Here is a 13,662-nt window from a genome sequence, read left to right on the forward strand (position 1 = left end):
AAGAAGTGATCAAAGTACTGGTGATCGACGATGACTTCATGGTCGCCAAGGTGCACGCAGGGTTCGTCAACAGCGAGCCTGGATTTACCGTGGTCGGCGTGGCGCACTCCGCGAGCGACGCGCTCAAGGCCGCCGCCGCGCTATCTCCGGATCTGATCTTGCTCGACATCCACTTGCCCGACATGAATGGACTGGACCTGTTGCAGCGTTTGCGCGAAGTCCAGCCGGAACTCGACGTCCTGGTGATCAGTGCGGCGCGGGAAATGGAGACCGTGCGCCGTGCGCTGCGCGGAGGGATTGTCCACTACCTGATGAAGCCCTTCTCGCGCGAGGACCTGCGCGAGCGCCTGGAGCACTACGCAAAGACCTATCAGCCGCTGGGCCAGGCAACCGACCAGGAACTGCAGCAAGCTGACGTCAACAGGCTTTTCGGACTCGCCGGGCAGCAGCGCCGCCCGCTGCCCAAAGGCTGCAGCGCCGAAACCATGGAGCTGGTCCAGAACATCGTCAAGGAAGCCGCCGAACCCATCTCGGCCACCGAAACGGCTGAAAAGCTCGGAACCTCCCGGGTCAGCGCTCGCCGGTACCTGGAGTATCTTGCCGACGAGAACTTGGCGCAGGTGAATCTGCGCTACGGCGGAGTCGGCAGGCCCGAACGCCGCTACTCCTGGCGGGCATAGTTCCCCAGAACCTGGCCTAGACGAATGCCGCCGTATTGCGTTGGCGATGCTCGCTGGCCGCATAGGTGCCGAGGATCTTGATTTCCCAGGTGAAGAATTCCAGCTCTTCCAAAGCCAGGCGCACCGGCAAATCCTCGGGGTGGCCCTCGATGTCCACCATGAAGGTGGTGGCGGCGAAGGACGAACCGACCATGTAGCTTTCCAGGCGGGTGATGTTCACGCCGTTCGTCGCGAATCCGCCCAATGCCTTGTACAGGGCGCTGGGCACGTTGCGTGCCTGGAACACCAAGGTGGTAATCACAGAGTCCGGAAGCTGCGAACGGTGCGGCAATTGCTGCTCGCGGGCGAGCACTACGAAGCGGGTCGTATTCGTCTGGTCATCTTCGACCCCGGAGGCCAGTACCTCCAAGCCGTACAGCTCGGCCGCCATGGGAGGTGCGAGCGAGAGCTTGGCAGGATCATTCCAGTCGCGCACTTCGCGCGCCGAACCTGCGGTATCGCCGGCAATCACCGGGGTCAGCCCGTGCTCGCGGATGACCTTGCGGCACTGGCCCAGCGCATGGATGTGGCTGTGCACTTCGGTGGCTTCGGCGATGCTGCTGCCAGGCAGCCCGAGCAGGTCGAAGCGGATGCGCAGGTAGTGCTCGCCGACGATGTGCAGATCGGACTCGGGGAGCAGGACGTGGATGTCGGCAACGCGGCCGGCAATGGAATTCTCGATCGGAATCATTGCCAGCTCGGCCTCGCCGTTTTCCACCATGGCGAAGGCATCCTCGAAGCTGGCGCACGGAATGGCTTCCATCTCGGGGAAACGCTGCATGCAGGCCATATTCGAGTTGGAGCCGGCCTCGCCCTGGTAGGAAATCTTCTTGCGCATTGAACCAACATATCCCAGCGCCATGGCGGGGCCGGAATCGGAGAAAGCAGATGACGTCGAGGCGGCTGCCGGGCGCCTTGCAGGCCAATTAGTTCCGGTAGTGCGCGGTGAGCTTCTGCAGTCCCTCGTCGATGGTGACTTCGGGCTTCCAATCGAGGATTTCATGCGTTGCCCGCTGGTCGAACCAGTGCGCGGTGGACAGCTGCTCGGCGAGGAAACGCGTCATCGGCGGCTCATCGTGCACGAGGTTGCGCGAACCGGCGGCCAGCCACAACTTCTCGATCACTGAACCGGCACCGCGGGCCAGCCAGCCCGGAACGTTGAGCTTCGGGGCAGGGGCCCCGCCGGCCTGGCAGATGCCGGCAATCAATTCGCCCACCGGACGGGGTTCGCCATTGGTGACTACCAGGGCACGTCCATGGGCGTGGTCCATGCGCTCCAAGCCGCGAACGATGGCAGCCGCCGCGTTGTCGATATAGGTGGTGTCGATCAACGCTGCGCCATGGTCCAGCAACGGGAGCCGTCCGGCCTTGGCCCGCGCGATGACCCGCTCCACCAGCTGGGTATCGCCTGGCCCCCACACCACATGCGGGCGGATGGCTGCCACCCGGAACTCGGGCGAATCGTTGCCCAGGGCCTCCAGCTCGGCGGCCGCCTTGGAACGTGCATAGAATCCACGCGCCTGCTGCGGATCGGCGTCGCCGGCACCGGCGCCGGCCAGCGAATCGCCAAAGTGGGCTACGGATGGCGAGGAAACGAAAACGAAATCCTTGACGCCTGATTCCTTGGAGGCTGCCAGCAGATTGCTGGTTCCGTCGATATTCGTGGTGACGAAATCCTCCCACTGGCCGGTAAAGGAGACTTTTGCCGCCAGATGGATGACTGCATCCATGGACTTTACGGCAGCAGCCACGGCGTCCAGATCGGTCAGCGATCCGCGGACTTCATCGGTGGCACCGGCCGAGGCACCGCGCTGGAAGGTGCGCACGTGGTGGCCGTTGTCGCGCAGCAGCTGTGCCACGGCGCCTCCGAGCATGCCGCTGGCGCCGGTGACCAGCACGCGGCGAGGGGTCGAAGCAGTGTCTGGAGCACTCACGGGTTGCGGATCCTTCCACCGGCGAGCGTAGCGGCGGCCCAGCCGGCTAGCGCGGCACGGTCAATCTTCGAGTTATGGCGGATATCCGTCGGCAGGTTGGGCACTACCAGCACGGCCGCCACGTCGGTGCCGGTGGCAGCGACCGCGGAGCGCACCTGGCGCGCCAGTTCGCTGCTGGCCGGGCCCGGCTTGCGGGCCGGGGGCACGGTCTCCATGACGACGACTGCTGCCTGGGTTCCGTCGGGTCCCACGCCAACCAGCGCGGCACGGCCGGCCCCGGCGACCGCCTCGGCAGCGTGCTCGGCCGCCACCGGGGTAATCGCGCCGGTGGCGGTGCGCAACACATGGCCCAGCCGGCCCTCGACCCAGAGCCGCCCCTGGTCATCCAGGTGCCCGACATCGCCGGTGCGATGCCAGCCGGGGATCGAGCTGCTGTGCTGTTCGGTGATCCACAAGCGGTCGTAGCGGTCCTTGACGTGCGGCGCACGCACCAGGATCTCGCCTGTGGCATTCGGGGTGAATTCCGGCTTATCGCCGGCCACGCCCAACGCATCAATCGGCGCGATGGCAACCGTGGCCCCGGCGACAGCCGTGCCGACGCACACGCCATTGCCCTGGCCGGCGGTGCGGATGCCGGGAAGGTCGATATCGGTGACCGGCAAGGCCTCGGTCATGCCATAGGGGGTGTGGACCTCGGCCTGCGGAACCAGTTCCTGCACCTTGGCCAGCAATGGTTCGGGGATCGGTGCCCCGGCCGAAAGCATCAGCGAGACCCCTTCCAGGGTCTTGCGCTGGACCTGATCCAGCGCATCCTTGGTTTCCAGCACGTTGGCCAGCGCCGCGGGTGAGGCGAAGACCGTGGTGGCGTGCACGGCGGCGGCCGCATCGGCCAATGCGGTGGCGGTCAGGGTCCGCGGGGCGGTCACGTCCATGTCGGGGGTGACCGAGGTGGCGCCCAGCGCAGGACCCAGCAGCGCGAACGGCGCGAAGCCTGCCACCAGCGCGGAACCGGCCTTCAGGTTGTAGGTTTCGCGCAGGGTATCGCGCATGGCTGCCAGCTGGCGGTGCGTGTACACCACGCCCTTGGCCGGGCCGGTGGAGCCGGAGGTGAACAGCACTGCCGCGTCGGCATCCGGGTCGGCCGGCTCGAAGGCCGAGGATCCGGTGGCTGCCTTGCCGCCGGCTGCATAGAGCTCGGGCAGGGTGTGGGCAACGCCCAGCAGCTTGCGCTTGGCAGCTGGCAGGTTGTCTGCAGAAATCCTGGTGCCTGGCCAGCCGAAGAGCCGTGCGCCGGTCAGGGCACGCTCGATGCCGATCAGGAAGCGGGGGCCGGAACCCTTGATGGCGCGTCCCATGCCCTTGGCGCCCAGGCCTGCATCAGCCACCACGATGACCGCGCCCAAGCGCAGGCAAGCATAGATCAGCGAGGTCAGCTCGATGCCCGGGGGCACCAGCAGGTTCACCCGGTCTCCGGCCTTCACCCCGATCTGGCGCAAGCCGGTGGCCAGGGCGTTCACCCGCTCACCCAGCTCGGCCCAGGACAGCGAGCGCGCAGGGTTGATGTCCACCACAGCTGCCGAATGGTCATTGGTGCGCGAATCGAGTTCGGCAAGCATCGGACGGTAATCGCCCAGGGATTCGGCCCGCGAGGTGTTCCTGGATTCTTTCTCGCCGGCAAGCCACTGGAAGATCGGGGCGGCGATGTCGTTGTCCTCGCCCACCAGATGGCTGGAGCCCTCGAAGCGGTGCACCTGGGCGTGCGGCAGGCGGGAGAGCAGATCGCGCAGGTACCGGTCGGAGAAGACCGGGTCCTTCGGGCCCCAGAGCATCAGGGCCGGCACCTTCAGCGAGCGCACGGCCTGCGAGATCTCGTCCAGGGCAGGGCGGCTCGGGTGCTCGGGGGAGAAAGGGATATCGGCGACAAAGTTGGCAACTCCATCGCGCTTCGCGGCGCTGGTGTACGGGGCCATGAAGGCCTTGCGGACCTCAGGGGCCAAGGCCGGTTGCGCCAACGAGTGGGTGACCTGCAAGAAAGCAGGGGAGGTCTTGGTGCCCCAGGAATGCACCGCAGGGTGGGAGGCGAGTTTCAGCGCGGCGGGAAGCTCGAAGCCTGCCGGGTGGATTGCGGTGTTCGTCAGCACCACGTTTTCCAGCTGCTCCTGATGGGAGACGGCCCAGCCCAGGGAAATGATGCCGCCCCAGTCGTGGCCCACGGTGGTGACCTTGCCGGTCAGCCCCAGCGCGCCGGTCAGGTCGCCCAGGTCGTTGACCCGGTCGGCCAGGCGGCGGAAGGTGCCGGTCCGCTCGGAGAAGCCCATGTCCAGCTGGTCGACTGCCACCACGCGCCACGGCAATGAGTGCTCGCTGACGTGGTTCAGCAGGCTGCGCCAGAGGTAGGACCAGGTGGGGTTGCCATGCACGCACAGCAGGGTGCCGACCGGATCGATGCCACGTTGCTGGAGTTCTTCATGGTTGTCCAGGATGTGCCACCGGTGCGTGCTGCCCGGGGTGTCAACCTGCGAGGTGGACGGCACTTGAAGATACGTCGAGTAAATTGCATCTACACCGGGGAACAGCTCGGTCACCAGGCAATCTCCATCATCGCGGTGTTCAGGCCGGAACCGACGCCCATGCAGAGCACCCGGTCGCCCTTCTTCAGCGAATCAGCTTCCTGGGACAGGGTCATCGGCAGGGAAGCCGGACCGACGTTGCCCCACTTGGAGAACGTGATCGGCACGCGGTCCTTGACCAGTCCGACGGCCTTGATGATGGCGTTGGTGTAGGACTTGGACACCTGGTGGGTGACGTAGCGGTCCATGGATTTCCAGTTCCAACCCGACTGATGGGCTTCGTTCCAAGCGTTCACCACCAGTTCCAGGCCGTTGTCCAGCAGGCCCTTGGTGTCCGTGTACATGCCCGAGGGGCCTCCGACGCACAGTTCGTGGTGCTCGGTGCCGGCTCGCGAGACGCCGCCGAGGATGCGGTGCGCATCCGGGTGCGCATCGGCCGGGCCGATGACCGCAGCCGCGGCACCGGAGCCCAGGGTCAGGGTGGCGAATTCACGCATGTAGTCATCGCGCGTGGAATTCTCGGCGTTCAGGCGCTGGAAGGTGGTTTCCTGGGTCGGCTTGGAATCTTCGCCGGCAACAATCAGGGCGTACTTGATCTGGCCCGAGTCGATCATGTTCGCCGCCAGGCTCATGCCATTGACGAAACCGAGGCACGCGTTGGCCACGTCGAAGTTCATGGCAGAGGAGGGCAGGCCCAAGCCGTTGTGCACCTTGGAGGCCACCGATGGTTCCAGGTTGCGGCGGGTCACCGACGTGTTGATGAGCAGTCCGATGCTGCTGGCGTCGACACCAGCGGCATCCAGGGCCTTTTTGCCGGCCATGATCGCGGCATCGTCAAAGCCGACACCGTCGGACCACCAACGGCGTTCCTTGACACCGGAGACACGTTCCAGAAGCTTCTTGGACAGGCGCAGGCGTTTCAGGCTAGGAGCCAGCCGCTCATCGAATTCTGCCGAGCTCACCACCTCTGGTGCGAGAACGCTGTTCACTGATAAAAGCGCAACGTTGTGGTGCTTAAAGGTGGCATTGCCGTTCAAAATGGTGCCTTCGTTTCTGCTGGACTATCTATATGCTGCGTACTGCGTTGAAACGTCTGTGCCGACGGGAAAGTGCCCAGGGCTGCGTATGTATACTCCCTAGGTTATTCCCTGCATCGCGCCAAGACGTACTTGAGCGCGAGTTTTCAGCCGAAAGCTAGATGCAGGATCTATGCAGACTATATCGATCCTACAGACTAGTCCTATGAGAATCATGAAAAGTGGGCCGTTCATCCTGTGGCCTTTCTTCCATCCGCACAGCTGATCGAAAGCAAGTCTGAAACCCCGGACAAGAAAAGCGATCCAGCTCACATTCACGGTTGAAGATCGCGTTGTATTGGATATCGCATCGATTCATTTCGACGGCCCTGTCCTCATCGAAAAGCGGTATCCAATGACAACTTCAAGCGTTGAAACCCAAGGCACGTTCCCAGTCGTTCTGCGATTCGTGGTCTACAGCCTCGTCGGCATCGTGTTCTTCTTCCTGCCCATCACCATCAACGGCAAGAGCACCATCCCGCTGGATCACCTGATTACCTGGATCCAAACGGCCGCGGCACCGGTGGTTCCGTACATCATCTTGCTGATGCTCGTCTGCGGAACGGTTCTTCCCTTCGCCACCGGTGGCTGGAAGGCATCAAAGGTCCGGGGCGTCTTCGCGTTCTTGAACATCCTCGGCCTGGTTGTCGGCTGCTCCCTGCTGTTCGACTTCGCCCCAGCATGGCTCAACGATCCGGACATGGGGCCGTTCCTGCTGGAAAAATTGGTGATTCCCGTAGGCCTGATCGTTCCCGTGGGGGCCATCTTCCTGGCCTTGCTGGTGGGCTACGGCCTGATGGAATTCCTCGGCGTCTTCTGCCAGCCGATCATGCGCCCGATTTGGCGTACACCAGGCCGTTCGGCCGTGGATGCCGTGGCGTCCTTCGTTGGCAGCTACTCGCTGGGATTGCTGATCACCGACCGCATGTACCGCGGTGGGCGCTATACCGGACGCGAAGCGGCCATTATCGCTACCGGCTTTTCCACGGTGTCAGCCAGCTTCATGGTGATCGTTGCCAAGGCGCTGGATCTGATGGACCACTGGAGCCTGTACTTCTGGCTGTCGCTGGTCGTCACCTTTGCGGTGACTGTCATTTCGGTGCGCATTCCGCCGTTGAGCCGGGTTCCGGACACCACGTACCTGGGCATGGAGCACGACAAGGAACAGGTGGTCACTGGCAACCGCGCACGCGTGGCCTGGAACGAAGCTCTGGGAGCCTCTCGGCGGGCACCGTCGCTGGCCAAGAACATCGGCGCCAATGTGTGGGACGGACTGAAAATGGCGATGGCGATCTTGCCATCCATTCTTTCCGTCGGACTGCTCGGGCTGGTGGTGGCACGCTTCACTCCGGTCTTCGACTGGCTGGGCTACCTGTTCGTGCCCTTCGCCTGGATCGTCGGGTTGGAAGATCCGCTACTGGCCGGCAAGGCGTCGGCGACCGGCATCGCCGAAATGTTCCTGCCAGCGACCCTGGTTGCGGGACATGAATCGATCGAGCTGCGCATGGTGATCGCCATTGTTTGCGTCTCGGCGATCATCTTCTTCTCGGCACTGGTGCCATGCGTCCTGGCAACGCAGATTCCGCTGAACATCCCGCAAATGGTTGCCATCTGGTTCGTGCGCGTTGTCCTGACCATCCTCATCGCGACACCGATCGTGCGCCTGCTCTTGTAGGTGGGCTGGGCAGCTTCCGCCCAGGCCTGTTGCTGTCCCAGCTTTGCGAAGCCTGAATGCCGTTGCATCGCACCGGTGATCCGTCGTTGAATGGTCGGATCGATATGAAGGAAGGCAGGTTCCCATGAATCATTTAAACGAATCAGGTGTTCCGGTGCAGGGCGATCCGAGTATTCCCGACCAGCCTGAGCCTCCTGCGCAGCCGCCGGCTCCCGACGCACCGCCAAGCCCATCCCACCCGGATGCGCCGCCGAGCCCTTCGCACCCGGATGGCCCGATGGCGCCTCCAGGCCCGCTGGATCCCACGCAACCGCCACCGGGGCACCCGTCAGACCCGACGACCCCGCCATCACCTGGATTCACCCGGACACCGTGACCCAAACCAAGACAGCCAATGCCCTGCAGGAACCCGGTTCCTGCAGGGCATTGGCCATTTGTGGCTGCGGTAATCCGAAACCGCGCGGCCTGCCATGGTGTCGGTGCGCATCGGTACAGTGATCCTGGGCAGTTCTTCGCTGCCTTGGCGACCACCCATAGAAAGGCACGCATGGCATATCCAGTAGAAGTGCTAGATCGGATTCTCGGGGTCATGACCGGCATGGCTGCCGGCGACGCCCTAGGCGCGGGCTATGAATTCAATGCGCCGTTGCCCGATTCCGCGCAAGTGGACATGATCGGCGGAGGGCTGGGCAACTTTGCACCCGGGGAGTGGACCGACGATACCTCGATGGCGATAGTCGTTGCCCAGGGCCTGCTGGGTTCCCACGGCAAGCTTGATGGCGCCGCAAGCGATTACATGGTGCGCGAATGGGCCAGATGGGCGGTGAACGCACCGGACGTCGGCAACCAGACCCGTGCCGTCCTCGCCTTCGCCCAGAGCACCGCGTCTGCTGACGGGAGAACTGAACCCAACGCCGAAGACGCGCTCGCCGGTTCCGAGCAGATCCACAGGCGAACCGGCCGCTCGGGAGGCAACGGCAGCCTGATGCGCACAGCACCGGTTGCCCTGGCTTATCTGTCCGGAACGCCTGCCGCCGCATTCGACGCAGCGGCGGCCATCAGCAAGCTGACCCATTTCGATGACGAAGCCGCTGAAGCGTGCGGTCTGTGGACCGTCGCCATTCAGCACGCGGTGCTCACCGGAGAACTCGATATTCGCATCGGGCTTGAGCTTCTCAAGCCAGATCGCGCCCACGTGTGGGAACAGCGCATGGGGCAGGCCGAAACCCAACTGCCTCGGGACTTCGGCAACAATGGCTGGGTTGTTGAAGCATTCCAGGCGGCCTGGAGCGCCATCGCCACCGCCGATGCGGTGGACGGGAAAGCCCGCTTGGTTCCGGTGGTGGAAGCTGCCGTTCGCGGAGGCGTGGATACCGACACCGTGGCAGCCATCGCCGGATCGCTTATCGGCGCGGCCACTGGCTTGGAAAGCATCCCGGAGCAGTGGGTGGAGATGGTCCACGGCTGGCCAGGAATGCGGATGCAGGAGCTCATTGATATTTCAAACGATCTTGCAGGCTAAGTTCCCGGACCTGCCGTCCGGCTAGTCACGGGAAGTGCGCCTCGCCTCCAGCTTCTGTGGAGGTACGACGCTGACTTCGTGGCGTACCCCGCGCACGCCAAGACCTGCCAAATCGATCGCGAGAAACCAGGGCCCGGATTTGGGCACCTTGATCCGGTAGGGTGCCCGGCGTGCCAGCCCACCATACGATTCGAATTTTTCTCCGTCTTGGAATGCCGCGAAATTCTCTGGATCCATCAATCGGAGATTGGCCGGACCGCTGAGCGTCACTGCCAAGATAGTTCCCCGTTCAAGGAACTCCCAGTAGTACTCAGCGAAATTGGGTTCCGTCAATGCCTGCCTCCGGGGTTCGGATGATCCACCGATTAGCAGACCCAAGCCTATTAACCCAGAAGATGGACCGTCGCGGCAACGGGAACCAGCTTCTGGGCAAGAGCTGGTGGCCAACACGACTCGGGGATTAGGAATGGGAGGCTATGCCACCTCATCTGATGCCAGAGATGCCACAGAACCTTCCGGCCATCTCGATTTCAAGTTCCGTCAACCAGCCAAGCGGCGGATTGTCCGCTACCGGGGGATACGCTACTTGCATGGGATAAATTCCCACGCAATTGGGGGCCGTGACGGCCAAGAGCAATAAGGCAAGATTCATGGATATTTTGACCGGCATTGGCCTTGAACAACTTCGACTGTGGATTTGGATTCTGGTGCTGGCCTTTGCCGTCGCTGTGGGTTTATGGCGCCGGCGCCAACTGGTGGCTGTCTCGCTTGCCTCGGTGCTCCTGTTCGCTACTCTCAACGCCGGCGCCGGGATCTATATCCTGAAACGGCTGGGTGATCCGCGGTGGACCGCAGGCGAGCCCCCGGTGAGCGCACCGGAACTATCCGGAACCCCGATCGTGGGCCAGCAACTGGTTCCCCTGGAATCGGCTTTGGAAGCAATCGCCGGGGGAGTGAACTCCTTCTGGGAATTCAGGCAGGCCCTGCCGGTGGCTCTCGACTTCTTTACGTGCAGCGGATGGGCGCTGCTCGTGGCCATTCCATTGATCATTGCCATTATGATCCGGACTTTCCGGGCTGCCCGCCGGCGCCGGAAGGAGATGCTGAATCTCCGCGGTATGGTGGTGCAACTGCAGGCCGAGCTCGCCGAGATAAAGGCGATCTTGCCTGCGCCCGCCACAACAGCAGGTGTCACGGAGCTCGGGAACCAAACGGGCAGTCCCCGCACGCGACGCTCGCGCCGCCGCGAATAGCCGCTAATCTGGCAGAAAGGGAACGGCGCCGGTTCTGCCCTGCAATGCAGAGGCAGCACCGGCGCCGTTCCCGTGATGCGCGTGCGTTGGGATCGCTAGGCTAGGCCAGCGTCGCGGTATCGATCACGAAGCGGTATCGGACGTCGGACGCCAGCACGCGCTCGTAGGCCTCGTTGATCTGCGTGGCATCGATGACCTCGATTTCTGCGCCAATTCCATGTTCGGCACAGAAGTCCAGCATTTCCTGGGTTTCTTCGATGCCGCCGATCTGCGAACCGGCGAAGGAACGGCGTCCGCCGATCAAAGCAAAGGCGTTGACCGGCAATGGTTCAGCCGGCGCGCCAACGTTGACCAAGGTGCCGTTCACGCGCAGCAGTCCGAGGTAGGAGCTGATGTCGATCGAGGCGCTGACGGTGTTGATGATCAGATCGAAGCTCTTGCGCAGATCCTTGAAGGTGTTCTCGTCGCTGGTGGCCCGGTAATCGCTGGCGCCCAGCTTCAGGCCGTCCTCCCTCTTCTTCAGCGATTGCGACAGCACGGTGACCTCAGCGCCCATGGCACTGGCGAGCTTGACTGCCATATGGCCCAAGCCGCCGAGTCCCACCACGGCAACCTTCTTGCCCGGTCCTGCGCCCCAGTGCTTCAGCGGGGAGAAGGTGGTGATGCCGGCGCAGAGCAGGGGTGCGGCGACATCCAAGGAGATGCCTTCGGGGATGTTCAAGGCGAAGTTCTCGTCAACCACGACGTGCGTTGCATAGCCGCCCTGGGTCATGCTGCCATCACGGTCGAGCGCACCGTAGGTTCCCACGCTCTGCTCGCAGAACTGCTGGTCGCCAGCCAGGCAGTTTTCGCATTCCATGCAGGAATTGACTAGGCAGCCCACGCCAACGCGATCGCCCAGCTTGTGCTTGGTGACTGCTGAGCCGACTTCGGTGACGATGCCAGCTATTTCGTGGCCCGGGACCAGCGGATAGTTCTGGTTTCCCCATTCACCGCGGACCGTGTGGATATCGGAGTGGCAGATGCCGGAGAACTTGATATCAATCAAGACGTCGTGCGGACCTACAGCACGGCGCTCAATCTGTGTCGGGATGAGTCCTTCAGCCGCAGAGTGCGCTGCGTATGCGTTGACCATAGTTGCCATCAGGGTATTTCCTTTGTCTTGCGGGTTGCGACTGGCAATGTTCTGGGCTGCGGCGATCGCCGCAGCCCATCAGGGCGTGGCCCATGGAGAACAACAATCGGCAGGCTATGAATAATCCCGGTCTGAGTAAATTTCCCACGCCGTTCCGCTGCCTTCATAGGAATAATGCTGATCAGTTACTGCCAAACTGGTGTTCAACCCTGCACAAGCTCTTCATCCAGCGCTTCCATAGTGTCGGAGGTCGCCTTTAGAGTCGGTGCCATGGCGAGAAATCCAAGCGATTTGGCAATCCAGGAAGTTCAATCCCTAACGCAGCTGCGAAAGAGCCTGGCAGACAGTGTTTTGAGAATGCCTCCGGCGCATTTTCGAGGTGAAATCGTGGGACGAGTCAGAAAAATGGGATCGAAAAGATGGGCGACGCTGTTTGACGGCGACTGTGCAGTGGAAGTCGAATTCCCTGCGGCCATGTGCCCATCATGGCTGGGAGATGGCCACCAACTGACGGTGACAGCGAGGCCAAATATCGACTCCTGGCGACGAAATCCAGTGTGGGTTGCCGTTGGGAACTATGAGAATCACGGTCACCTCGCAGTTCAAGCAACGAGAGACAAAGGCCCTTGGGCGCTGCTCAGGCAAGAAACATCCCGGGAATTCGGCCTCCCGCTAGAGTCAAGCCAGAACTTGGAGACTATAGAGCCGGTCGGGAAGATCTCCAAGGTGCTAGTGCTGTGTGGCCGGGACAACCAAGTGCTCCTGGACTTTGTTCGTGGACTGCACCCGAAAGGAGTGAAGAAACGGGTTGCTGTCGAAGTTGCCGAGCTCAGGGTCCAAGGGCCCAGTGCCGTGCGCGAAATCTCGCGTAAGCTTTCGAGCCTCAAACCGGGCCAGGCCGATGCCGTAATCATATTGCGCGGCGGGGGATCGTATGCGGACTTCGTCGCCTTCGACGACCGCGAACTGATCCAAGCTATTCGCCAATGCGCACTTCCGGTCATCACCGCACTTGGACACAGTGAGCATGTGCCCTTTGCTGCGCGTGCGGCAACGGCCAGCTTCGATGTGTCGCAAACGGCCGGGATCGCGATCAGAACGGAAAACAACCGGCGCTGGTTCGCCGGCCAGCCGACCTCCAAACAGCTCAAGACGAAGATGGAACAGCTGGCCCGGGAACTGTCGGTACAGGGTTCCCGGACCTCGTCGCTGGAGCAGGCGAACGCACGGCTCAGGCAGGAACTTGCCGACACCCGGAATCACGCCGTCCAACTACGCGAACGGGGTGATGACCTGCAGCAGCACGCCAGCTTGCAAAACCGGGAAATGCATTCGGATCTGCTGGAGTTGGCCCTGCAGAAAATCCGCCTCAATTCGCTTTCCCGCGGACTGTGGTGGAGCCTATGGACGGCGCTCACGGCACTGGCAGCCCATGTCGATACGGGCCTCGGCACTGGCCAAACGGTAGCGCTTTCCATGTTGCCTGCCCTTTGGGCGATCTGGACTTTCACCGGAGGCTATCGGGCTCAAAGGATCATTGACTCATCCGATTGGCGAGGAGCCGTGATGGACGTAGATCTATGCTGGCTGCGCCCGCGGATCGCAGGCGCAACGGTGCCGCGTGATCTCTGCTGGTTGCTCAGGCATCGCAACGCATCGCTGCAACAGTGAATGGCGAACCCACAAGTTGCTGGCATGCGCCCATCGCTCAAGAACTGCGTCTTTTGCCAATTCCCGGTAGGCTAGTACATGGGTCTGCATATTCTGTGCGGGCCCCG

General features: G+C 62.7%; 12 protein-coding genes. 6 read left to right on the top strand and 6 right to left on the bottom strand.

Annotated elements, in window-relative coordinates; genetic code table 11:
* The first annotated feature begins 5 nt into the window (after positions 1-5).
* On the top strand, positions 6-680 hold the full coding sequence (locus tag ATK23_RS02340; protein ID WP_066139233.1) for a response regulator: 675 nt from the start codon (positions 6-8) through the stop codon (positions 678-680).
* Between the two features lie 16 nt (positions 681-696).
* On the opposite strand, the gene ATK23_RS02345 is transcribed toward ATK23_RS02340, so the two are convergent.
* The 4 genes from ATK23_RS02345 to ATK23_RS02360 all read right to left on the bottom strand — a co-directional run bounded on the left by ATK23_RS02345 (position 697) and on the right by ATK23_RS02360 (position 6,260).
* Positions 697-1,557 (bottom strand): prephenate dehydratase, encoded by an 861-nt coding sequence (locus ATK23_RS02345; protein ID WP_066139230.1) that lies wholly within the window; start codon positions 1,555-1,557, stop codon positions 697-699.
* 88 nt (positions 1,558-1,645) lie between these two features.
* The gene (locus tag ATK23_RS02350) at positions 1,646-2,653 is read right to left on the bottom strand and encodes an NAD-dependent epimerase/dehydratase family protein (RefSeq protein ID WP_083515480.1); all 1,008 of its coding nucleotides are present in this window, start codon (positions 2,651-2,653) and stop codon (positions 1,646-1,648) included.
* Complete coding sequence (locus ATK23_RS02355) at positions 2,650-5,241, bottom strand: alpha/beta fold hydrolase (protein ID WP_066139227.1); 2,592 nt, start codon at positions 5,239-5,241, stop codon at positions 2,650-2,652. Before ATK23_RS02355 ends, ATK23_RS02350 begins: the two co-directional genes overlap by 4 nt.
* Positions 5,235-6,260, bottom strand: a complete 1,026-nt coding sequence (locus ATK23_RS02360; protein ID WP_038989634.1) for a 3-oxoacyl-ACP synthase III — start codon at positions 6,258-6,260, stop codon at positions 5,235-5,237. The genes ATK23_RS02355 and ATK23_RS02360 overlap by 7 nt, the downstream gene beginning before the upstream one ends.
* A 394-nt stretch (positions 6,261-6,654) precedes the next feature.
* On the opposite strand from ATK23_RS02360, the gene ATK23_RS02365 reads away from it, so the two are divergent.
* The 3 genes from ATK23_RS02365 to ATK23_RS02370 all read left to right on the top strand — a co-directional run bounded on the left by ATK23_RS02365 (position 6,655) and on the right by ATK23_RS02370 (position 9,496).
* The gene (locus ATK23_RS02365) at positions 6,655-7,974 is read left to right on the top strand and encodes a YjiH family protein (RefSeq protein ID WP_066140273.1); all 1,320 of its coding nucleotides are present in this window, start codon (positions 6,655-6,657) and stop codon (positions 7,972-7,974) included.
* A 124-nt stretch (positions 7,975-8,098) separates the two neighbouring features.
* Positions 8,099-8,350 carry a hypothetical protein gene (locus tag ATK23_RS16190; protein WP_157066339.1) on the top strand — a complete coding sequence of 84 codons (252 nt, stop codon included), beginning with the start codon at positions 8,099-8,101 and terminating at the stop codon, positions 8,348-8,350.
* Positions 8,351-8,521: 171 nt separating this feature from the next.
* Positions 8,522-9,496 (top strand): ADP-ribosylglycohydrolase family protein, encoded by a 975-nt coding sequence (locus tag ATK23_RS02370; protein ID WP_066139224.1) that lies wholly within the window; start codon positions 8,522-8,524, stop codon positions 9,494-9,496.
* A gap of 21 nt (positions 9,497-9,517) precedes the next feature.
* On the opposite strand, the gene ATK23_RS16665 is transcribed toward ATK23_RS02370, so the two are convergent.
* The gene (locus ATK23_RS16665; protein ID WP_255209559.1) at positions 9,518-9,946 is read right to left on the bottom strand and encodes a DUF1883 domain-containing protein; all 429 of its coding nucleotides are present in this window, start codon (positions 9,944-9,946) and stop codon (positions 9,518-9,520) included.
* Positions 9,947-10,146: 200 nt separating this feature from the next.
* On the opposite strand from ATK23_RS16665, the gene ATK23_RS02380 reads away from it, so the two are divergent.
* On the top strand, positions 10,147-10,749 hold the full coding sequence (locus tag ATK23_RS02380; protein WP_066139221.1) for a hypothetical protein: 603 nt from the start codon (positions 10,147-10,149) through the stop codon (positions 10,747-10,749).
* Between the two features lie 100 nt (positions 10,750-10,849).
* On the opposite strand, the gene ATK23_RS02385 is transcribed toward ATK23_RS02380, so the two are convergent.
* The gene (locus ATK23_RS02385) at positions 10,850-11,893 is read right to left on the bottom strand and encodes an NAD(P)-dependent alcohol dehydrogenase (protein ID WP_066139218.1); all 1,044 of its coding nucleotides are present in this window, start codon (positions 11,891-11,893) and stop codon (positions 10,850-10,852) included.
* A 465-nt stretch (positions 11,894-12,358) separates the two neighbouring features.
* On the opposite strand from ATK23_RS02385, the gene ATK23_RS02390 reads away from it, so the two are divergent.
* Positions 12,359-13,555 (top strand): exodeoxyribonuclease VII large subunit, encoded by a 1,197-nt coding sequence (locus tag ATK23_RS02390; protein WP_245858475.1) that lies wholly within the window; start codon positions 12,359-12,361, stop codon positions 13,553-13,555.
* The last annotated feature ends 107 nt before the right edge of the window (positions 13,556-13,662 follow it).

The sequence above is a fragment of the Glutamicibacter nicotianae genome (assembly GCF_002797775.1).
Lineage (GTDB): Bacteria > Actinomycetota > Actinomycetes > Actinomycetales > Micrococcaceae > Glutamicibacter > Glutamicibacter nicotianae.

Coding starts and splice junctions, on each gene's coding strand:
- ATK23_RS02345 (WP_066139230.1), bottom strand. CDS start 1,557: ATGCGCAAGAAGATTTCCTACCAGGGCGAGGCCGGCTCCAACTCGAAT.
- ATK23_RS02365 (WP_066140273.1), top strand. CDS start 6,655: ATGACAACTTCAAGCGTTGAAACCCAAGGCACGTTCCCAGTCGTTCTG.
- ATK23_RS16190 (WP_157066339.1), top strand. CDS start 8,099: ATGAATCATTTAAACGAATCAGGTGTTCCGGTGCAGGGCGATCCGAGT.
- ATK23_RS02370 (WP_066139224.1), top strand. CDS start 8,522: ATGGCATATCCAGTAGAAGTGCTAGATCGGATTCTCGGGGTCATGACC.
- ATK23_RS02380 (WP_066139221.1), top strand. CDS start 10,147: ATGGATATTTTGACCGGCATTGGCCTTGAACAACTTCGACTGTGGATT.
- ATK23_RS02385 (WP_066139218.1), bottom strand. CDS start 11,893: ATGGCAACTATGGTCAACGCATACGCAGCGCACTCTGCGGCTGAAGGA.
- ATK23_RS02390 (WP_245858475.1), top strand. CDS start 12,359: ATGTGCCCATCATGGCTGGGAGATGGCCACCAACTGACGGTGACAGCG.